Origin of the sequence: Arthrobacter ginsengisoli, from assembly GCF_031456935.1 — a bacterium.
GTDB lineage: Bacteria > Actinomycetota > Actinomycetes > Actinomycetales > Micrococcaceae > Arthrobacter > Arthrobacter ginsengisoli.
On record NZ_JAVDVQ010000010.1, the window covers coordinates 52,045 to 71,839 of the forward strand.

At 62.2% G+C, this 19,795-nt stretch carries 16 protein-coding genes and 1 pseudogene; 3 read left to right on the forward strand and 14 right to left on the reverse strand.

The features are described from left to right. Nucleotides 1-40: 40 nt before the first annotated feature. Both J2X01_RS12820 and J2X01_RS12825 read left to right on the forward strand, forming a co-directional pair. Nucleotides 41-853 carry an IclR family transcriptional regulator gene (locus tag J2X01_RS12820; protein ID WP_310057766.1) on the forward strand — a complete coding sequence of 271 codons (813 nt, stop codon included), beginning with the start codon at nucleotides 41-43 and terminating at the stop codon, nucleotides 851-853. A 94-nt stretch (nucleotides 854-947) separates the two neighbouring features. Then, nucleotides 948-2,960 carry a flavin-containing monooxygenase gene (locus tag J2X01_RS12825; RefSeq protein ID WP_310057769.1) on the forward strand — a complete coding sequence of 671 codons (2,013 nt, stop codon included), beginning with the start codon at nucleotides 948-950 and terminating at the stop codon, nucleotides 2,958-2,960. A gap of 527 nt (nucleotides 2,961-3,487) precedes the next feature. Here the strand turns inward: J2X01_RS12825 and J2X01_RS12830 are convergent. The 8 genes and pseudogenes from J2X01_RS12830 to J2X01_RS12860 all read right to left on the reverse strand — a co-directional run bounded on the left by J2X01_RS12830 (nucleotide 3,488) and on the right by J2X01_RS12860 (nucleotide 14,195). Then, nucleotides 3,488-3,862, reverse strand: a complete 375-nt coding sequence (locus J2X01_RS12830; RefSeq protein ID WP_310057772.1) for a cytochrome P450 — start codon at nucleotides 3,860-3,862, stop codon at nucleotides 3,488-3,490. 1,047 nt (nucleotides 3,863-4,909) lie between these two features. Further along, nucleotides 4,910-6,385 carry a Re/Si-specific NAD(P)(+) transhydrogenase subunit beta gene (gene pntB, locus J2X01_RS12835; protein WP_374724972.1) on the reverse strand — a complete coding sequence of 492 codons (1,476 nt, stop codon included), beginning with the start codon at nucleotides 6,383-6,385 and terminating at the stop codon, nucleotides 4,910-4,912. After that, complete coding sequence (locus J2X01_RS12840) at nucleotides 6,382-7,935, reverse strand: Re/Si-specific NAD(P)(+) transhydrogenase subunit alpha (RefSeq protein WP_310057777.1); 1,554 nt, start codon at nucleotides 7,933-7,935, stop codon at nucleotides 6,382-6,384. Before J2X01_RS12840 ends, pntB begins: the two co-directional genes overlap by 4 nt. A 374-nt stretch (nucleotides 7,936-8,309) precedes the next feature. Next, nucleotides 8,310-9,551 (reverse strand): carboxylesterase family protein, encoded by a 1,242-nt coding sequence (locus J2X01_RS12845; RefSeq protein WP_310057780.1) that lies wholly within the window; start codon nucleotides 9,549-9,551, stop codon nucleotides 8,310-8,312. Nucleotides 9,552-9,733: 182 nt separating this feature from the next. Next, the gene (locus J2X01_RS12850) at nucleotides 9,734-11,716 is read right to left on the reverse strand and encodes a flavin-containing monooxygenase (RefSeq protein ID WP_310057783.1); all 1,983 of its coding nucleotides are present in this window, start codon (nucleotides 11,714-11,716) and stop codon (nucleotides 9,734-9,736) included. Nucleotides 11,717-11,736: 20 nt separating this feature from the next. Next, nucleotides 11,737-12,324, reverse strand: coding sequence for a hypothetical protein (locus tag J2X01_RS22135; protein WP_510183409.1), 588 nt, complete (start codon nucleotides 12,322-12,324; stop codon nucleotides 11,737-11,739). A 3-nt stretch (nucleotides 12,325-12,327) separates the two neighbouring features. Then, a pseudogene (locus J2X01_RS22140) lies at nucleotides 12,328-13,350 on the reverse strand (FAD-dependent monooxygenase); the annotation flags it as partial. A gap of 2 nt (nucleotides 13,351-13,352) precedes the next feature. After that, on the reverse strand, nucleotides 13,353-14,195 hold the full coding sequence (locus J2X01_RS12860; protein WP_310057789.1) for a fumarylacetoacetate hydrolase family protein: 843 nt from the start codon (nucleotides 14,193-14,195) through the stop codon (nucleotides 13,353-13,355). 130 nt (nucleotides 14,196-14,325) lie between these two features. Here J2X01_RS12860 and J2X01_RS12865 point away from each other — a divergent pair, with 130 nt between their 5' ends. Next, nucleotides 14,326-15,030, forward strand: coding sequence for a GntR family transcriptional regulator (locus J2X01_RS12865; protein ID WP_310057791.1), 705 nt, complete (start codon nucleotides 14,326-14,328; stop codon nucleotides 15,028-15,030). A gap of 14 nt (nucleotides 15,031-15,044) precedes the next feature. Here J2X01_RS12865 and J2X01_RS12870 read toward each other — a convergent pair whose 3' ends face one another. The 6 genes from J2X01_RS12870 to J2X01_RS12895 are packed head-to-tail and all read right to left on the reverse strand — an operon-like array spanning nucleotide 15,045 to nucleotide 19,772. Next, complete coding sequence (locus tag J2X01_RS12870; RefSeq protein ID WP_310057793.1) at nucleotides 15,045-15,920, reverse strand: VOC family protein; 876 nt, start codon at nucleotides 15,918-15,920, stop codon at nucleotides 15,045-15,047. Between the two features lie 29 nt (nucleotides 15,921-15,949). After that, nucleotides 15,950-16,663 carry an SDR family oxidoreductase gene (locus tag J2X01_RS12875; protein WP_310057795.1) on the reverse strand — a complete coding sequence of 238 codons (714 nt, stop codon included), beginning with the start codon at nucleotides 16,661-16,663 and terminating at the stop codon, nucleotides 15,950-15,952. Next, nucleotides 16,660-17,355, reverse strand: a complete 696-nt coding sequence (locus J2X01_RS12880; RefSeq protein WP_310057796.1) for a TetR/AcrR family transcriptional regulator — start codon at nucleotides 17,353-17,355, stop codon at nucleotides 16,660-16,662. Before J2X01_RS12880 ends, J2X01_RS12875 begins: the two co-directional genes overlap by 4 nt. Then, the gene (locus J2X01_RS12885) at nucleotides 17,352-18,188 is read right to left on the reverse strand and encodes an ABC transporter ATP-binding protein (RefSeq protein WP_310057801.1); all 837 of its coding nucleotides are present in this window, start codon (nucleotides 18,186-18,188) and stop codon (nucleotides 17,352-17,354) included. Before J2X01_RS12885 ends, J2X01_RS12880 begins: the two co-directional genes overlap by 4 nt. Further along, nucleotides 18,178-18,951: an ABC transporter permease gene (locus J2X01_RS12890; protein ID WP_310057804.1), complete on the reverse strand. Its 774-nt coding sequence runs from the start codon at nucleotides 18,949-18,951 to the stop codon at nucleotides 18,178-18,180. Before J2X01_RS12890 ends, J2X01_RS12885 begins: the two co-directional genes overlap by 11 nt. Next, nucleotides 18,948-19,772 carry an ABC transporter permease gene (locus J2X01_RS12895; protein ID WP_310057807.1) on the reverse strand — a complete coding sequence of 275 codons (825 nt, stop codon included), beginning with the start codon at nucleotides 19,770-19,772 and terminating at the stop codon, nucleotides 18,948-18,950. Before J2X01_RS12895 ends, J2X01_RS12890 begins: the two co-directional genes overlap by 4 nt. Between the last annotated feature and the right edge of the window lie 23 nt (nucleotides 19,773-19,795).

A 19,795-nucleotide genomic window follows, 5' to 3' on the forward strand; every position in this document is an offset into this window, starting at 1 on the left:
TGATTGTAAACAACTCCGGACGCAGAAGAGGCCAATTTCCATGAATGCATCGATTCCTGACGACCCTTCGGCTGAATATGTTGGGTACCGATATCCGATCGAGTCCGTTGAGAATGCCGCGCGGACTCTGCTAATGCTGCGGACCCGGTCCAGCATCCGCATCATGGACGTCGCCAACGAGTTAGGTGCCGCTCGGTCGACCGCGCACCGCATGGTTTCCACCTTGGCGAAGGCAGGGTTGCTCGAGCGCCATGCGACCGACAAATCCTTTGTGGCCGGCCCAGCTTTGATTCAGCTAGCACAAGTCCTAACCAACAAGGGAGACATCCGTGTGGAGATCGAACCGACACTTTCGCGGCTGGCGGAGCAGACGGGCGAGACCACTCACTATCTGATTTTGCAGGATCAGCAGGTGCTTTTTGTCGCCGGAGTCGAGAGTCAGCGCATTATTCGTGCGGTTTCCAGGGTCGGCCATCGCCTACCGGCGCACATCACCTCCGCGGGAAAGTGCCTTCTGGCGGCGCTGGCTCCTGAGAAAATCGATCAGATGTTCCCGAGGGACGGGACGTGGGACACCGGTACCGATTTTGCGATTCACGACCGCGATCATCTGATAGCCGAGCTAGCCCAAATTGCCAACCGAGGGTGGGCACTGAACAACGAGGAAAGCGAACCCGGAGTCATAGGGGTTAGTACCCTCGTGCGGGGGCAGCAGGGAAACGTGCTAGGAGCCGTAACCGTGTCAGGGCCGGCAGAGCGTATGCGGCCGCGCATTTCGGAAATCGTTGCGACACTACGCGCGGCGTCGGAGGACTTCACCATGCACCGGGGCCGACACGACGATATCGAGTAAAACGGCCGGATTCATTCGCAGCAGTCCGCGCTCAGCCCTACCAATACAAAACCGCCAGAGAGATCACTCCCCTTAGGAACACAGGAGGAAGCAGATGAACACCATCCCAAAATCAGCAAAGGTCGGCACCGACCGGCCCGGCCTCGGCCGCAACGCGGATCTGTACTGGGCGAACGAGTATCTTCAGATCACCGAGACCGACCAGGAACTGCGGGCCTTGGTGGACGACGCCGAGTTGCCGGTCCTGTTGGCAGCACTGGCCGCCGCGCTGAAAGACATGTCACTGCTTGATCCACGCCTCTCACCTTCTCTGCCTCCCATGAGGGGGACCCTGCAACCCCACGGTGGCCTGGACGACGATCAGGTCGCCCGCGGACGGGAACTCGCATTCGAAGGACTACTGCGCTTACGTGACGAAGAAATTCGTTCCGTTGACGAACTCACGGAGGAACAGGCCGCAGTCTTACTGGACTGGTTTACAGGTGGCCGGACAAGCTCGGATCCGAACTGGGCGGGACAAATGCAGCACGAGTTGCATCTCGCTCCCAACCGCAACGGCTCCGCCGACTGGTCCTATGAAGAGCTTTCTAGTGGAAGAAATTTCGAGACGCTGATTGTCGGCGCGGGTGTGTCCGGAATTGCTGCAGCCTACCGGCTGAAGGAAGCCGGGTTGCCTTACACCTGGATCGAGGTGTCCCACCGCGTGGGGGGAACCTGGTGGAAGAACCACTATCCTGGGGTCCGGCTGGATACTCCCACATACGGGTATAGCTTCTCTTTCGCGCAGCGTGATGACTGGCCACACCAGTTCGCCACGGGCGAGGAAGTTCTCGAATACTTGGAAACCGTGGTTGCTCGTGCTGGGATCGCCGAGGATCTGGAACTTCATACGTCTCTGGAGCGGGCCGAATTTGACGAGGCGTCCAAGACCTGGGTGGCAACGACTCGAACGAAGGCTGGGACTCTACAGACCAGACACTTTAATGCCATCATCACATGCGTTGGCCAACTCGATCACCCTCACGTCCCTACTTGGCCTGGGCAACAGGAATTCACGGGCATCCAGATGCACTCCCAGGAGTGGGATGCTTCCGTAGATCTTCGCGGCAAGAGGGTGGCCGTCATCGGTACCGGGGCCAGCGCCTACCAAATAATTCCGGCCATCGTCGACGAGGTGGAACGGCTCCATGTCTTCCAGCGCAGTGCGCCATGGATGCTACCGGCGCCGACTTACCACGAGCCCATTTCGGATGCGGCCCACTGGCTACATGCCAAAGTGCCCCACTACGGAAAATGGTTCCGCCTCTGGGTTACCGCGATTGGGATTGAAGGACGCATCCACATTGCCACTGCCGACGAGACCTGGCATAACACCCCGTTGAGCGTAGGCGCGAATAATGAGGAGTTTCGCCAAGAGATCATCCGGCGAATGGAGCACCAATATGAAGGCCGCCCCGATTTGCTGGAGAAGGCCATCCCGCTCTATCCCCCGTCCTCCAAGCGCTTACTAAGGGATAACGGTGTTTGGGCGGCCGCTCTGATGGCGCCGAACGCCGACGTGGTGTCGACTGGGCTTGAGTCCTTCACCGAAGGGGGTCTGATCACCGGTGACGGAGAGCACCTGGACGTGGATGTCGTGATATACGCGACTGGATTTCGCCCCTCCGACTACTTGGACCCGATCGAGATTATTGGACGCGGGGGGATCGAGATTCACGAATACTGGCAAGGGGATGCAAAAGGGTTCGCAGGAATAACGGTCCCCAATTTCCCGAACCTCTTCATGATGCTGGGCCCGAACACTACCGGTGTGGTGGCGGGGGGCCTTCACATCATGATGGAGCGGGCGGCCGAATACGCGGTCGAAGCTATTCGTCAACTCCTGACGAGGAACGTTGCTGCTCTGGACCTTAAACAGGAAGCGCTTGATCGGCACATCGCCTGGGTTGACGCTGAAAACAACCGCATGGCTTGGGGCCAGCCATATGTGAATAACTGGTACAAGAACCGCTTCAATAGGGTCTCTCAGGTTTGGCCGTTCAAGACCACCGAGTATTGGCGGATCACGCAAAAGGTTGAACCGGACGATTACGAATTCCTTTCATAAAGGGGTGTCCCTATGCTTTTGGTCAAGCCCGTCCCCGCCGCTTGACCAAAAGCATAGGGACACCCCCGGATCATCAGTGACAGGGCGAGAAATTCATACCGGGTCCAGCGACCATGTCCCGGCGGGGACCCAATAAATGTAACGGGCTGGCCATTGGCGGTGTCGCCAAATATGAAAGGCAGAACAAGGCAGGGTGGTGTGCGTGAGCTACGCTTGTCACGCCTGCCAGGGCTCTGTGCTGTTCTGGCCTGCAGACCGCCGACCATGCATGTCCGGAAGGCCGATAGTCGCCAATGACTAGCTGCAGGCAGAAATTGCATTAAGCGCAGTCAGGAGTTACCTCTACTACATAATGGCCCTTATCCGGCATTTGAAAATGGGCGAGACTTCAAGCGGAGTGGGTATTTTTGAACGGCGCTTATCGCTCCACGACCCACGCCTTGGACGGTTGTCCCGGCGGGCCATCCTCGGCGGCTTGTGCGCGCTTACCGGACGTCAAGACAGGACCGCGAACAAGCCTAGGAGATCTACCCGACGGTGATCCGCACCGGCAGGGACTCGAAGCCTCGGAGTACGTTGTGCAGGATCGGCACCGGGGCGCCGTCGGGTTCGATAGCGACCACCCGCTGGAGAAGTTGCTGTAGCACGATTTCCATTTCGAGTCTGGCGGTTGGCTGCCCATCGCACTGGTGCAAACCCATTCCGAACGCGACGTGGCCCGACGCATTGCGGTTGAGATCGAAGTCATCGGCGTTATCGCCCCACTTGCGCGGGTCACGGTTCGCGGCCCCGAGGAACACCAGCACCTTGGCTGGTAGGTGCACGCCGCCAAGAACGGTGTCCAGGGCGACGGTCCGGTGGCACTTCTGGAACGGAGATTCCAAGCGCAGAGCCTCGTCCACGGCAAATTTCGCCGTCCTCGGGTTTTCCCGCAGCTGGGCCCATGACGCACAACCCTGGATTCAGGGGCTCTGGAGTTCGTGGACAACGAGGCCCAACACGAGCGAGTCAGCTTCTGACATTTCCTGCAAACCCTGGAGAAAAGTGTTCAGTTCCGCCAAACTGGCGCGGCCTCCATTTGACCAGAACTTGATCCAGAGAAATAGCATGGTGTAATTGCTGCCGCCCGAGTCGGGTCGGATCGCCTGACGTAGGTAGTCGGTGGCCCAGGCGTTTGCCTCCTTCCCGCCTCGTATCGTCTTGAGAATGCGCAGATCTGGTGGCTGACTTCTCGCCCGGCTTGTCGATCTGCCCCAGAGCGCGGGGTCCCTTTCGGGGCTCTCCCACGAACGCGTGCGGGGCGACACCGACGAATGCATCTGGTGTACGAACCGTCCTACGGGATCGTCGATACCCTTGGGTTGACCGGCTGCCTTCTCGCCCGGAGCATAGTTCACGTGGACCCTCTCGTTTTAGCACTCCTCACGTCTCGTTTCTTGCTCAAGATGACAGCCCATTGCAGGCCGTGGGGATGGTCCGAGCATCAGGTTGGCGGTCGTCTTGCTTAAACACCGCCGTTATCTTGCATGATTGAAGGACGCGCCGCAGCTTTCTCGCTCAATGGCCGATGGAGGACGTCGGATGCCCGGTTCTTCGGGGCCGTCTCATTCGGTATCACCGTCACGACTACGCCTAGTTGTATGCGGGTGCTCCTCGTGGTGCTCCAGCAGTTCGTGCCTGTGGTGGAGCAAGAACTCGTGCCTGTAGTGGAGACCGATCCAGGGCGATGAATCGTAGGCGTCAATATCAAAGCCTCTGGTCCGCACTGGCCCCGCGCTTCTCCGTGCCGGTTCCGGCAAAGGTGATCTGACCGCCTTCTGTTCAATGCGTATAGGTGGAATTTGACGTCTCGGCATGGTCTGCTCTCATCTTTCAGGGTTCAGGTCCGGGCCACATGAACCCCGGTCACTGCGGGCCGGTTATGTTGTGGACCGGCGATGGGGCCACCATCAAAACGCGCGGAGGATCTCCTCGACGCGTTGTTTGGCGTCGCCGAAGAGCATTTGGGAGTTGTCGCGGTAGAACAGGGGGTTTTGGACGCCGGCGTAGCCGGCGGCCATGGAGCGTTTGAAGACGATGACGTTGTCGGCTTCCCAGACGCGGAGGACGGGCATGCCGGCGATGGGGCTGGAGGGGTCCTCGGCGGCGGAGGGGTTGACGGTGTCGTTGGCTCCGATGACGAGGACGACTGAGGTGTCGCCGAGGTCTTCGTTGATTTCGTCCATTTCCAGGACGATGTCGTAGGGGACTTTGGCTTCGGCGAGGAGGACGTTCATGTGTCCGGGCAGTCGTCCGGCGACCGGGTGGATGCCGAACCGGACATTCACGCCGCGTTCGCGCAGCTGGTGCGCGAGTTCAGCGACGGGGTACTGGGCCTGGGCCACGGCCATGCCGTAGCCCGGGGTGATGACCACGCTGGAGGCGTTCGTCAGCATTTCCGCGGTGGCCTGGGCCGTGATCTCGCGGTGCTCGCCATACTCGGCATCAGCCGCGGCGGGTGCGGCGATGCCGAAGCCGCCGGCGATCACGGAGATGAAGGACCGGTTCATGGCCTTGCACATAATGTAGGACAAGTACGCGCCCGAGGAACCCACCAGGGCCCCGGTGATGATAAGCAGGTCGTTGTTCAGCAGGAAACCCGCCGCGGCCGCGGCCCAGCCGGAGTAGCTGTTGAGCATGGACACGACGACGGGCATGTCGCCGCCGCCGATGGAGGCCACCAGGTGCCAGCCCAGCCCCAAAGCCAGGACGGTGACCACAATGAGGAGCCAGAGCTGGGAGTCGTTGACGTACCAGACCGTCAGGGCGACGAACCCGGCCAAGGCGCCGAGATTGATCGCGTTCTTGCCCGGCAGCATCAGGGGTGAGGATTTCATCCGGGCCGAGAGTTTCAGGAACGCCACGATCGACCCCGTGAACGTCACCGCGCCGATGAAGACGCCGATGAACACCTCGGCATGGTGGACAGCCATCAGGTCCCCGGCCAGGTCCGGGGCTTCGAGGTGCCCGTTCCAGCCCACGAGCACCGCGGCGAGGCCAACAAAACTGTGCAGCAGTGCGATGAGTTCGGGCATGCCCGTCATTTCCACGACGCGGGCGCGCCAGAGCCCGATGGCGCCGCCGACCAGCACCGCGGCGACCAGCAGCACCAGCCCGGTCAGGCCGTGGCCGGTCCCCCAGGCGCCCTGCAGGGTCAGCCAGACGGTCGCGGCGAGGGCAATCACCATGCCGGTGATGCCGTAGATGACCCCGGCGCGGGCCTTCTCGTGTTTGCTCAGGCCGGCCAGGCTGAGGATAAACAGCAGGGCCGCGACGATGTAGGCCGCCCCCGCAATGGATTCCGCGGTCAACGGACCGGACACGGTGTCAGACACGGTAAGGCTCCTCGATACGATTCGGGCTGCTGCTTCGGGGACGGCGCTCATGAACGGGCCTTCTCACCGCGGGAGAACATCGCGAGCATCCGGCGGGTCACAGCGAAGCCGCCGAAAATGTTAATGCTGGCCAGCAGGACCGCGACGGCGGCGAGCACCTGCATGACGATGTTGTCGGAGGTGACCTGCAGCAGCGCACCGACCACGATGATCCCCGAGATCGCGTTGGTCACGGACATCAGCGGCGTGTGCAGGGCATGATGCACTTTTCCGATGACGTAGAAACCGACCACGATCGAGAGCATCAGCACCGTGAAGTGCTGCGGCAGCGGCGCCGGGGCCACCGCGTTCACCAGGAACAGCACCGCGATACCCGCGGCGAAGAGCCCGGCCTTACCGGCGGCGCTGAGCCCCGTCTTCTTCGGCGCAGTGCTTTCGGCGGCCGGGACCTGGGTCGTGGCTGCAGGTGCTGCGGAGACCTGCACCGGGGGCGGCGGCCAGGTCTTCTCCCCGTCCCGCACCACCGTCACCGAGCGCTGCACCACGTCATCAAAGTCGATCCGCAGGACCCCGTCCTTGTCCTTGGTCAGGAGCTTGAGCAAGTTCAGCATATTCGTCCCGTACAGCTGGGACGCCTGAACCGGCAACCGGGCCGGCAGATCCGTGTAACCCAGGATGACCACGCCGTTGTCGGTGACTACGCGTTCTCCGGCGACAGAGCCTTCCACGTTGCCGCCCTGGCCGGCGGCCATGTCAACGATCACGCTGCCGGACTTCATCCCCGCCACGTCATCGGCCGTGAGCAGCTTCGGCGCCGGACGCCCCGGAATCAGGGCGGTGGTAATGATGATGTCCACATCCCGTGCCTGCTCGGAGTAGATCTCCGCAGCGCGGGCGTTGTACGCCTCAGATGTGGCCTTGGCGTATCCGTCGGTGGACTTCATCTCCTCGGCGACCTCGACCTTGAGGTAGGTCCCGCCGATGGATTTGACCTGGTCGGCGACCTCGGGCCTCGGGTCGGTCGCGCGGACGATCGCGCCGAGGCTGCTCGCAGCACCGATCGCCGCCAGGCCCGCGACGCCGGCGCCGGCGACCAGGACCTTCGCCGGCGGGACCTTGCCCGCCGCGGTCACCTGGCCCGTGAAGAACCGCCCGAACTCATGCGCGGCCTCGATCACGGCCCGGTACCCGGCGATGTTCGCCATCGAACTGAGCACGTCCATCGACTGTGCCCGCGAAATCCGGGGCACCGCATCCAAGGCAAGGGCCGTGATCGGACGCGCCGCCAGCGCCTCCACCAGCTCCGGCCGCAGACCCGGGCTCAGCGACCCGATCAGCGTCGCCCCGTCGGCCAGGCGGCCGATTTCTTCCCCGGTGGGCGGGTTGATCCGCAGCACCACCTCGCTCCCCCACGCCTCATCGGCACCCACAATGAGCGCACCCGCTTCGGCATACGCCTCATTACGGAAAGACGCCGCCTCCCCCGCACCCTTCTCGACTACAACCTCGTAGCCCAACTCCACCATTTGCCTGACGGTGACAGGCGTCGCCGCCACCCTCGTCTCGCGGCCTAGCTCGGCCACGATTCCTATACGTGTCACTTTGCTCTCCTCTTAGATGTAGCGTGAATGGCTGGACCTTCCGCCTGCCCGCCTGCGGAACGTGCCCCAGCTTTCCATCGTTGTGCCAGGTGGGATGTCGCCCTTGAGACACACTTCGTAGCGGTCAGGGGCCAAGCGCGTTACCGAGATGCCGACCTGTCTGAGGATGGCTACGGGCTTCAAAAGATCGACAGCCCGGTCCAAAGCGGCATCCAATTCTCTTCGAGCGTGAATGGTAACGACGAGACAATCTGTCTCTGCATGCATAGCTAGGAATCCTTTACCTTGTTGCGGCTTTCACTGCCTTGCCGTGCCGGTCATCCGTTGATCGGGGAAAACTCAACGATTTTTAAGACCGCACTCCAACCGGTGGCCTATTTACTGTCAGTCTCGCGCACGCCCAGCCCGGCCTCGAGCGCCGGCTCCAGGCGGATACCGTCAGCATCAAGGCTGAGTGTCTGTGGAGTAAGAGGGTCGAATCGATCGGACGTCGTTACTCCCCTGTAAACGAAATCAGTGACCAGCTTTCGCATGGCGACGGTTACCCGCGCTGATTCTGACATCGAAGCGCCGTCGAGCATCGGGGAATCGCGCCATTGGGCGACGTCACCGAAGATGAACGGCAGAACGAAGCAGTGTGGCGCGTAGGCTGCCTCGAGCTTGCTCCGATGATCCAGCCGCACGACCTGGGCGGAGACGGGTGCATTCGTAGCGATCTCGAGTGCGGAAGTACGAAACTGCGCCAACGTCGCGGCACGCACCATGCATAAGTAGGCATCGGGATCGTCATCGGCCTGTAGAAAGGCCGCCACGCTTGCCGGGTCCGTGAATGTCCGTTCGATAAACCGTTCCACGTCTGCCTTCGAATAATCTGCGCGCGGCTGGTTACGAAGGAAACCGGCAGACTCCTCGGCTGTCGTGATGAGAAGGACAGCGTCGGTATGGATTCTCTGGGCGGAGGAGGCGTAACGTGCAAGGTCGCTTGGCGTCTCCTGTGATTCCGCGGGCATGTAGGGAAAGGCCTGGAGGCCGGCCCGGGCGCGTCCCTGCGCGGCAAGTAGCGCCCCGACCGGCGCGGTCAGCAGAGACGTCTCTGAGCCCACGGCGTCGATGACGGCCGCCCGATGCCGAAGCCAGATGTCCACGGGCAGCGGTGCCAACCGAGGCATGCTGATCAGCAGGGTCCGCGCGGCCAAACCGCGCATGCGGGGGTCGGTACTGAGCGCGTAGGCGTACCACGCCCCCGCAGAATCTCCCGCGATCGTTATTCTCCCGGGATCCCCGCCAAAAGAGCTGATGTTCTCTCGCACCCACTCCAATGCGGCCTGGAGATCACGTACCGGCTTGGTCGACTCTGCCGGGTCCCCGAGCGGACCGAAGTGCCCCGACACACCGAGCCGGTAGTTCACCGTGACGAGGACGATGCGCGCGTCATGCACGAAGGTTGGCGACTCGTACCATCGGCTTTCGCCCGAGCCGGTCGTGAAGCCGCCTCCGGGAATGAAGAACACGACGGGAAGTCCGTCGGCACCCGTCGGCGCCTGGACCCGAAGCGTGAACGCATCTTCCTGCTGCACGAGCTCACCGAGGGCGGGCCCCAGCAAGCTGTCGAGCATACCTGGCGTCTGTGGGAAGGCTATCGGCGGAGCCTGTACTTCGCCTGACGAAATCGCGTCGATCTCACCGAACCGGGGATCAGTCCTCGGTGTCCCGTAGCGCACTCCCCGCGCATCGATCACTCCTGCGTGGAGATGCGCGCGCACGGCACCTTGAGCTGTGGGAATCCTGAGCATGGGGTTCACGCAATAAACTCGTGATCGCTCTCGCTGACCGCCTCGGTAATTTGCCAATACTCCGCGTTCGTATAGGGCCAGACTTGCGAAACACGGCCGTGCGCGTTCTGATACCACGTGTGGACATAGGGTTGCCCCCATGCCATCCGGCGGTTGCCGGCGTCGATCCAGTCCACGAAGCGGTCCAAGGCCGCGGGCCTCACGTCGATGGCGGAGACACCCCTTTGCAGGATCTCGTAAACAGACTTGAGGGAAAACTCGACGGCCCGTTCAATCATGAAGTGCAGGCTCCCGGCGACGACACCTCCGACGTTAGGGCCGTAGATGAGGAAGAAGTTGGGGAAGCCGGGAACCGTGATGCCGTTGTAGGCTCGCGCATCGCCCTTCCAGAAGTCGTGGATCTCCACACCGTCGCGGCCGATGACCTCCACCTCATCGAGGTAATCCGACGGCTTGAATCCGGTCGCGAAGACGACGATGTCGACTTCATGCTCAACACCATGGCTGTCGATGATCCCGTGCTCGGAGAACCGATCGATACCCGCAGTCACAACCGTCGTGTGCGGGGATTTGAGGGCGTCGGCCCACACCCCGTTGTCACGGAGCATCCGCTTTGCGCCCGGCGGGTAGTTGGGAACAGCATGAGCGAGCAAGTCCGGGCGTTCCTCGAATTGAGCTGCGAGGAGCCCGGTCAGCACGTCCCGGACCTCTTGGTTCTTGCGGGAGACGCTCAATGGTGCTCCCTCCCAGCCTTCCTCTGCCGTCACGGTGTGCAATCGGCCGGGGATACCCTGGACCGTCGCCCACAGGCGGTTCCACTGCGCGTAGTGCGGCACCTTGCGTCGCAGCCAGGTGAAGGCGTCGGTGACGCGGTCGTGATAGTTCGGTGCCGGCAGCATCCAGGGCGCGGTGCGCTGGAAGAGCACCAGTTTCTCAACGTCATCTGCCAGTGCCGGCACAATCTGGTAGGCGCTGGCGCCTGTGCCAATCACGGCTACGCGCTTTCCCGCGTAGTCCGCCTCGTGTGACCACTCCTGTGAGTGCATGGTGACACCGCGGTACTGGTCGATGCCCTCGAAGTGGGGGATGTGGGGGCGGTCCAACTGACCGAGGGCGCTCACGACAGCCGCGAAGCTCCTGGTCTGCTCTTTCCCGGCGGCATCGCGGGTGGTTGCCTTCCACATGCGGGCCCGCTCGTCCCAGCGCAGCCGGTTCAGCCGGGTGGAGAACTCGATATTCTCAATGATTCCCGCGCGCTCGGCGACGTCGCGGACGTAGTCGAGAACGTCCCTTCCCTGCGCGAACTGGTGGGGCCAGTCGCCTCTCTGCGCGAACGAGTACGAATACCCGAAAGTCGGGGTGTCGAGCCGGACACCCGGATAGGAGTTCTTGGCCCACGTCCCACCCAGCATTGGAGCGTCCTCGACGACGATGAAGGGCACGCCAGCTTGCTTATACCTGTGTGCCGCAGCGATACCGGCGATCCCTGCCCCGACGATGAGCACGGGGAACTCGCGACCATCAGCTACGTCATCGAAATGCCATTGCGGCGCTCCGCCTTTGTCCGCGGCGAGGTCAAGCTCATGTTTCAGCGAACCGTACCAATGCTCACGCCCAGCGGTGAGGAAACGCAGGAGATCAGTGACGGTCTCATCCGGGAGCAGATCAACTGCTGTGATCCCGTTGTCCCGGAGCTCGCGCAACCCGGCCAACGCCACTTCCTTTGCGCGTTCCTGCTGATCGGGCGACATGCCACCGTGCGGATGGGGTTGGGTGTCCACCGGGCTCAGCGGAGGTTGTAGGTCGCTGCTCAGTGACGACGTATCGCCGAGCGCCGCCGCGATCGCGGCGAGCAGCACGGGAAGTTCCGCTTGTGCGATGATCTCCGCCAGAAAGGCATCGTCCTCGACGATGGGCTCTGCGCGAGGTTCCCAATAGAGATCATCGAACCGGGCGGTTTCGGACCGCGATTCCTGCATGTTGGGCATTCCGTGACTCCTTGTAATTGTTATCGCCGTGGGTGTGGATTGACGTACGAACGCAGACTTTGGATGACTGACTGTTCGCTGTCGTCCGTGAATACCGCTGCGACGTAGCGGTCCGGACGAACCACCAGGGTGTGAGGTTTCCCCAGGTGTGGGACTGCGAGCACCCGCCCGGCGTCGAGCAGCAGCGGAGCACTGTCTTCCTCAGTCGGCGAAACGGGCGTGCCAGCCAATCGAAGCTGGCGGGCGCCGAGCAAGGCCCAGAATGGATCCGGCCTATGCGATGACGGGCTTTCTGCTTCCAGAGTCAACAGGGACCAGCCGTCGCCGAGGTGAGCGTCGAGCGGCGTCGTCCAGCCGTCCGGGTCGGTCACCGACGGCTGGCTAAGTGCGAAACCGACCGATGCCGCCAAACGGCGATCGACATCCCGTCCCGCCTTGATGGCGACGCCGTTGCGGTAATCCGGCGGTGAGATGAAACGCATGGACCCCAGATACCGGTGAACCGCGGGAATGAGGCTGACCGTGCGGAAGGCGATGTCCCGGACGTTGGTCTTCAGTGCGCCCACAGCCATAACGACGGCCCCGGTCCGGCGCGACACCTTCACCATTTTCGCTGCATGGGTGCGGCGTTCGGATTCGTAGGTGGACAGGAGGCGGTCCGTACCTGCGCCGCGGAGCACTTCCAACAGCTTCCAGCTGAGATTGAGTGCGTCGCGCAGCCCGGCGTTCAGCCCCTGCCCTGAGAAGGGCGGCATGAGGTGCGCGGCATCGCCGATCAGGAAGGAGCGGCCGGAACGGTAGGTACGCGCGATGCGCTGGTGGGCGACATAGACGACGGCACGCCTGACATCCTCTGGCCCCACCTCCGGATGGAAAGGCCGGGACAGCTCAAGAATTTGTGCCGGAGACGTCATCGCGTCCGCGTCTTCGCCGTCGAAAAGCATGAACTCCAGGCGCAGCCGCCCCTTGATTCCAGGGACAAGAACGTAGGGGCGTGTTCCGTTGCCGTGAAACTCGGCGTACGGCTCGCGGGTCCCCGGGACGTCGAGCAGGTCAATGACAATCCAACGCTCCTGTTGGGTTGATCCGACCAGGTCAATGCCTAGAGCTTCACGGACGAAACTGCGGCCGCCGTCAGCGCCGACTAGCCATGACGCAGCAACCGTGCCGGCTCCGAGGGCGGACCGGAAGCCGACTGTTATCCCCTGGGCATCTTGGGTAACGGCGTTCACCTGGGCGTCCACGAGAAATTCGATGTGCTCGTGGTCGCGCGCCTTCGTCCACAGTAGGTTTTCCAGCACAGGTTGATCGAACTGGGACTTTGCTGGATGTCCGATTCGCGAAGGAACCGGTTTGGACGAGGCGAGAGGCCGATCGTTCAGCCCGAAGTAGCGGCTTCCGGTGCCAAGGAGCGACTCTGCCTTCAAGGCACCGGCCAGACCCAACCGGTCCATGGTCCGGAAGGTCTCGTCGGCGATACTGATGGCGCGCGGCAGGTCCATCGGCGCCTCCGCTGCTTCAAGCAGAATGACCCGGGCACCGCCGTCGGCGAGCAGCAGCGCCGCTGTCAGGCCGACCGGACCAGCCCCTACAACCGCGACATCGAAGTCGTCCATGGAGTTGCCTTTACGCATCTTTAGGCGACGAGAACGTTGCGCAGGGTACCGAGCTTGCCGACCTCAACCTCGACGACGTCGCCGGGGGCGAGGAACGTCGGCGGCTCCATGAACAGTCCCACGCCTCCGGGGGTGCCGGTCACAATGACGTCACCCGGGGACAGCGGGGTGAATGCCGTCACGTACTCAAGGATCGCGGGGATGTCGAAGATGAGGTCCGAAACCGCAGCGCGCTGCCGCACTTCTCCATTGACCCTCGTCTCAACGACGAGTTCGGTGACGTCTCCGACCTCGGAAGCGGTCATGAAATAAGGACCAAATGCGCCGCTGAGCGGAAAGTTCTTCCCGGGGGTCCACTGTCCGGTGTGGCGCTGCCAGTCACGGGCACTGAAATCATTAAAAGCGGCGTAGCCGGCGACGACCTTGAACGCATCCTCCGGGCGGACGTGATCCGCGGGAGCTCCCACGACCAAGGCGACCTCGCCCTCGTAGTCATACATGTCGCTCTCGCGGGGAATCGGCAAGTCGGCTCCATGCGCGGCAAGCGTGTCGGAGAAACGTGCGAACACCGTCGGCTTTCCGACGTCTGCCCGCCCGGTCTCTTCGCGGTGGCTGCGGTAATTGACACCGATGCAGATCACCTTGCCCGGCGCAGACAGGAGGGGGAGGAATCGGGTTCCTTCCACCTGCTGAACCGGCGCACCGTCCGATTCCGGCGTCTTGGTAAGCAGGCCATCCACAATCGCTGATTGAAGCGAGGGAGAAAGATTGACGCCGCTGGGACCCAAGTCGAACAGCTGGCCGTCCACCTCTAGACCCCAGGTGGGCTGCCCTGCTGGGGTGAGGTAACTCGCGTAGCGCATGTAAATCCTTTCTGGTACCGACGGCATCCGCCATCGGAGACTTTTCGTATTGCTCGAACAGTACGCAGAATGCATTCCCTGCGCAATAACGCACTTTCAAACGATCATTGCGTATGTGTAGGCTTAATGCATGGCACGACGAGCGAATGCAGAGACGATTAGCGAGGGGGTCCGCGAAATGCTGCGGGCCGACATCTTCGCTGCACAGTGGGCCCCTGGAACAAACTTGCAGATCGGCGAGCTGACAAAGCGTTACGCCGCCAGCTCGACCGTGGTCCGTGAGGCCATGGTCCGGTTGGCAGGTGAAAAGCTGCTGCAGTTCCGCCCCAACCGCGGGTTCTTCATCTCGGAGTACAGCCTCGAAGAATTGCGTGGTTTGGGCGGGCTCCGCTGTCGCGTGGAGGAATACGGCCTGACCCTGGCCATTGAGCGAGGAGACGTCGATTGGGAATCCGACCTCGTTGCACTACACCATCGGCTGGAACGGACGCCACGTCGCGACAGTGAAGATCCGCACCACATCACAGCCGAATGGTTCGTTGCCCACCAAGGGTTCCACGCAAAGCTCCTGGAAGCGTGCGGAGTCCCGCTGCTGCAGGACTTCGCAGCAACCTTGGGTGAAGCCACCGCCCTTTACCGGCTGTGGACCGCCCCGGATCAGCGTGCACAATCGCGGGACATCGAGGCCGAGCACCGCGCGATCCTCGAGGCGACCATCGCGCGGGATGCACCGACGGCCACCAAACTGCTGCGTGAGCACTACATGCGGACCATCGACATCATTGAAGACGCTGAATTCCGCGCCGCTTCAGAGGCCGCGCCGTCCCAGGAGTAGGAACGGCACCCCTCTTAGCCCAGCGAGACCGGGAAGACCCCATGTGAGCGGAAATCCTCGCCGTTGTAGACGCCCCACCGGTTGAACCACGTCCGGTCGTCCTGGCTCCACTCGATGGGAGGACGATCAATTTCGTGGATCTGCTCAAGGTCCGTGTAGAGCTCTACTACCGTGCCGTTGGGCTCCACGTAGTAAGCGGCGATGTTGTGGCCCGCGCCATGACGGACCGGGCCCCAGATCAGACGACGGCCCCGGGCAAACAAGCGGTCCGCGAGCCGTCCAAGGTCGGCCACGGACTGCGTCTGCCATGCATGGTGGTGCAGTGTGCCGCGTCCTTTGATGAGCGCGATGCCATGGTGGTCCGGGTTGCAGCGCAGGAAATAGCCGAAGTCCTTACCGATGACGTCGGATACCTTGAAACCGAAAAACTCCACCAGGAAGTCCTTCATCGCCGTCGGATTCTGGGGGTGGATGTTGATGTGGCCGTAGCGGTCCGGCCCGAAGGACGCTGGACCATGCCGGAACGACTTCATTCCGACATAGACGTGATAGACGTATCCCTCGGGGCCCATGACGGCGAAGCCCTCGCCGATCTCCCGTTCCAGGGGACTGCGCGTGAGGATCGGAAATCCTCCGGCCTCGAGGCGCTTCCGGATGATCTCCAAACCCTCGGGGCTGTCGGCAACAAGGCCAATATGGTCAATGCCGTCCTCCTCGCTCTTCACGTAGACGAGCTCGTGGTGACGGTCCGCCGCGGACAAGTAGGCCCGGTTGTCGTCGTTGAGTGTCATGCGCAGACCGAGGACGTCAGTCGCCAGTTCGAGCGACTCATCGTAGTCGCGGGTCCGCATTGCGAGATAACCCATTTCGGTAATCACACCAAGTGACATAGCTGTAACCTCTCTTTCAGCGTCGGCTCCTAAACGGAGCGGGACGCGCCGCCGTCCACGCGGATGTTCTGGCCTGTGATGTAGCTGGATTCCTCGCTGGCGAGGAACCGAATGACGCGGGCCACCTCTTTCGTACTGGCAGCCCTGCGCAAAGGTATTCGGGTGGTCCATTCCCCCGGCACAGTGCTCGGATCCTCCTTGGTGAAGCCTGGAAGAACATTGTTCATCCGGATTCCAGAGGGCCCGTACTCGTCGGAATACAACTTGGTGAAAGTACCCAGCGCCGCACGGAACGTGCCTGAGACCGGGTAGTTCGGGTTGGGCTCGAAGGGGGAACTCGTGGAGACGTTGACGATCGCCCCACCACCCGCGGTAACCATGTGAGGGGTAACGATCCGAGTCATGCGGATGACGTTGAGAAGGTACATCTCGTAACCCTCTGCCCACTCGTCATCGCTGATCTCCAGCACAGGCTTTCTGGCGGCATGTCCGGAACTATTAACCACGACGTCGATGCGTCCGTATGTGGTCAGCGCCAAGTCCGTGATTGCTTGCAGGTCCGCCACGGACCGGTTGGAACCCTGGGTTCCCACCCCGCCCAGGCTGCGGGCCAGCTCCATCGCGCTCCCGGAAGGAGAAAGCGCGGCAATACGGTACCCATCGCCCGCCAGCGCGCGGACAGCCGCGGCCGCAATGCCGCGGCCGCCGCCAATCACCAGGGCCACCCGGTCCGAACCGCTCATGGTTGATCCGCCGCGGCCCCGAGCTCGGCGTAGTGCTGGACGAGCTTCTCCATAGCCAGCGCAGAGAGCTCCGCCGCCTCGGCAAAGTCGATCTCGTCTCCCGCGGATGCCGATATGTAAAAACCGTCCGTTAGCGCGCGGCCAAGCATGACGATCTTACGGGCGAGGTCTGGTTTCACCCGCAAGGCTGCGGCGGGGATACCCGGTGTGACAGCCTCGACCATCAGTTCGTACATCTCATCGCGCACCTCCAGGTATTTCTGGCGTGCAGCATTCCCCGCCAGCCGCTTCTCCAGCGCAAAGAGCAGTCCAATGATCCAGAATGCTTCCTGCGCGTTCGCCGGGTCGGCAGAATTAGCCGCAGATCCGGCGATGCTCGTACGGAGAATGGCCCTGTTTTCCGGTCCCCGGTGACGCGTCTTCCAGTTTTCGAAGCAGTAGTCGATCAGCGCGGCGAACAAGCCTTCTTTGTTTTCAAAGTGCCAGTAGACGGACCCGATCGGCAGATGGGCAACACGGGCCACCTCAGCCATCGTTGTACCTTCATAGCCTTCGGTGACAGCGAGCTGTAGCACCGCTTCCAGGATGGCCCGTTCATTCTCAGGGGTGGACTGGTGGACCCGGCGACGCTTGCCCGTTTCCGGCTTGGCGGTTCCATTAGTGCTGACGTCAGCGGCTGCCCGGGGGCTCATGAGCGCAACTCCCCGTGGGCTGCCGTCCGCTCGCCACCCGGGTTGATCTTGGCGAACTGGACCTCCTCGTAGACCTGATGGCGCAGTTCGCCGAAGCGGTGAAGCGACCTGGTGTCAGCCTGGCTGCGCACGTCCGGAAGGTCGATGTGCAGGTCAGCCTGGATGATGGTCGGTGAGCTTGAGAGCACCAGCACCCGTTCAGCCAGGTAGACGGACTCGTCGATATCGTGGGTCACAAAGAGGATCGTCATATTGAGGCGCTGCCAGACGTCGCGGACGAGGTCTTCGAGCTCTCCGCGGGTTTGCGCGTCGACTGCTGCGAAGGGTTCGTCCATGAGCAGCACGCTGGGGTTGGAGGCGACAGCACGGGCAATTGCGACGCGCTGCTGCATGCCACCGGAGAGCTGCCACGGGTAGCTCTTGGTCGCGTGTGAGAGGCTGACGGCCTCCAGCGCCTCGCTGACACGTGCCTTGCGTTCGGCCTTGGGCACGCCGGAGGTCTTCAGCGGCAGCTCGACGTTCTCTTCAACGCTCAGCCAAGGGAACAGGCTGCGGCTGTACTCCTGAAAGACCACTGCCATGCCCTCGGCAGGGCCGGCAACGCGCCGGCCGTCGAGCACCACCTCGCCGGATGTGGGGTCCAGGAGGCCGGCGATGCATTTCAGCAGCGTCGTTTTCCCCGAACCGGACGGCCCCACCAGGCAGGCGAACTCGCCGGCATGCAGATCGAAGGTGAGGGACCGTACGGCCTCTACTTCGTTGCGGCTGCCTACACCGTAGACCTTGCGCAACTGCTGGACACTGAGTCGGACTTCCGACTTGTTAGCCGTCATTTGAGGCCTCCTTTAGACCGTAGTACCATCCCAAAACGCGCTTTTGGATCGCTTGGAAAGCTACCGACAGCAGCACTCCTATGATTCCCAGGAGAACGATGCCGCTCCACATTTCCGGGATCGCGACGCGGTTTTGGAAGTTAATAATCGAATAGCCAATGCCGTCGGTCGAAGCGAACATCTCCGAGACGACCAAGAGGATGAGGCCGACCGCGAGGCTGTGGCGGATGCCGGCCATGATGAGCGGTGAGGCGCCCGGCAGCACGAGGTAGCGGATGCGGTCGAATCCACGGAGGCCGTAGACGCGGGCGGTATTGGTCAGGACTTCATCAAGGGATCGCACGCCTTCCACAGTATTCAGCAGGATGGGCCAGAGGCAGCCGAGGACGATGACGGTGACCTTCATCGTGTCATTGATACCGATCAGCAGTAGCAGAACCGGAATGAGGATCGTTGAGGGTACCGCCCTGATGAATTCGAGCAGTGGCTCGAGAAGCCAGCGCAAATTCCGTGAGAGCCCAATCGCAACCCCGAGGACCACCCCGAGGACTATGGAGATCAAGAGGCTGATGGACAGTCGCCCCATGCTGGGGAGAACGTCCGTGAAGAACCTTTCGCTGAACCAGACTTTGGCAAAAGTGCTGGCCAGCTTGTCCGGTTTGGGTACGAAGAAGTTCACTCCCTGGGCTGTGGCCGCCCACCAGATGGCGATGAGGATGGCCGGCAGGCCGAACCACATACCTAGGCGTTTGAGGACGATCATACCGCCACCTCCGAACGGACTGAGCTGTGCCAGAAGAGCACTTTGCGCTCAATGAAGCGGAATATCAGGTTTACCAGGATGCCCAGCAGACCGGCTGTGAGGATAAGGGCGATCATGGCTGGCGGGTTGTCGTTGAGCTGGGCCTGCGCGACTGACCGGCCGATCCCCGGCGTGCCGACGATGAGCTCGGAGCTGATCGCGAGGATCAGTGCGACTGTGGCCGCGATCCGAATGCCGGTCATCAGGTATGGCAAAAGCGTGGGTAGTACGAGGTGGCGGACCCGTTGCAGCCATGTCATCCGCATGGTGTGAACTGTGTCATTTGCCACCTTGTCGATATCGGTGATGCCGTACAGGACCTGGATCATGATGATCCAGAAGCAACCGTAAACGACGATCATGAGCTCGGCGCCGATCCTCGGTCCGAACAGCAGTGCAGCCAAAGGGATCAGTCCCACGGCCGGGATGGGGCGGAGGAACTCGATAGTAGTGTGCGTCGCAGACCGCAGGAAGTTGCTGGATCCGATGAGCAGGCCAATGGCGACACCACCGAGGGTGGCGATGCCGAGCCCAAGGAACCAAGCCCACATCGTCTGCCCCATGGTCAGCCAGAATTGGGTGAAGGTCAGGTTGGTGAAGAATGTTGGAAGCACCACCGACGGCGGTGGCAGGTGGTGCTGACTGACCGGGCCAAAGGCTGAGTAGAGTTCCCAGACGATGAGTGCGGCGAGGATGCCGGCGACACCCAGGACGTAGGGCCCGACAGCAGTCCACCGGGCAGCACGACGAACTCTGTGCTCCCGCGTAGGCAGGGTGCTCACAGCCACGCTGCTCAGGGTTGGAG

What these genes read in the sequence shown, in the direction of transcription:
- J2X01_RS12820 (WP_310057766.1), top strand. Translation starts at nt 41, where the DNA reads ATGAATGCATCGATTCCTGACGACCCTTCGGCTGAATATGTTGGGTAC.
- J2X01_RS12825 (WP_310057769.1), top strand. Translation starts at nt 948, where the DNA reads ATGAACACCATCCCAAAATCAGCAAAGGTCGGCACCGACCGGCCCGGC.
- pntB (WP_374724972.1), bottom strand. Translation starts at nt 6,385, where the DNA reads ATGAGCGCCGTCCCCGAAGCAGCAGCCCGAATCGTATCGAGGAGCCTT.
- J2X01_RS12845 (WP_310057780.1), bottom strand. Translation starts at nt 9,551, where the DNA reads ATGCTCGACAGCTTGCTGGGGCCCGCCCTCGGTGAGCTCGTGCAGCAG.
- J2X01_RS12850 (WP_310057783.1), bottom strand. Translation starts at nt 11,716, where the DNA reads ATGCCCAACATGCAGGAATCGCGGTCCGAAACCGCCCGGTTCGATGAT.
- J2X01_RS22135 (WP_510183409.1), bottom strand. Translation starts at nt 12,324, where the DNA reads ATGGTGAAGGTGTCGCGCCGGACCGGGGCCGTCGTTATGGCTGTGGGC.
- J2X01_RS12860 (WP_310057789.1), bottom strand. Translation starts at nt 14,195, where the DNA reads ATGCGCTACGCGAGTTACCTCACCCCAGCAGGGCAGCCCACCTGGGGT.
- J2X01_RS12865 (WP_310057791.1), top strand. Translation starts at nt 14,326, where the DNA reads ATGGCACGACGAGCGAATGCAGAGACGATTAGCGAGGGGGTCCGCGAA.
- J2X01_RS12870 (WP_310057793.1), bottom strand. Translation starts at nt 15,920, where the DNA reads ATGTCACTTGGTGTGATTACCGAAATGGGTTATCTCGCAATGCGGACC.
- J2X01_RS12875 (WP_310057795.1), bottom strand. Translation starts at nt 16,663, where the DNA reads ATGAGCGGTTCGGACCGGGTGGCCCTGGTGATTGGCGGCGGCCGCGGC.
- J2X01_RS12880 (WP_310057796.1), bottom strand. Translation starts at nt 17,355, where the DNA reads ATGAGCCCCCGGGCAGCCGCTGACGTCAGCACTAATGGAACCGCCAAG.
- J2X01_RS12885 (WP_310057801.1), bottom strand. Translation starts at nt 18,188, where the DNA reads ATGACGGCTAACAAGTCGGAAGTCCGACTCAGTGTCCAGCAGTTGCGC.
- J2X01_RS12890 (WP_310057804.1), bottom strand. Translation starts at nt 18,951, where the DNA reads ATGATCGTCCTCAAACGCCTAGGTATGTGGTTCGGCCTGCCGGCCATC.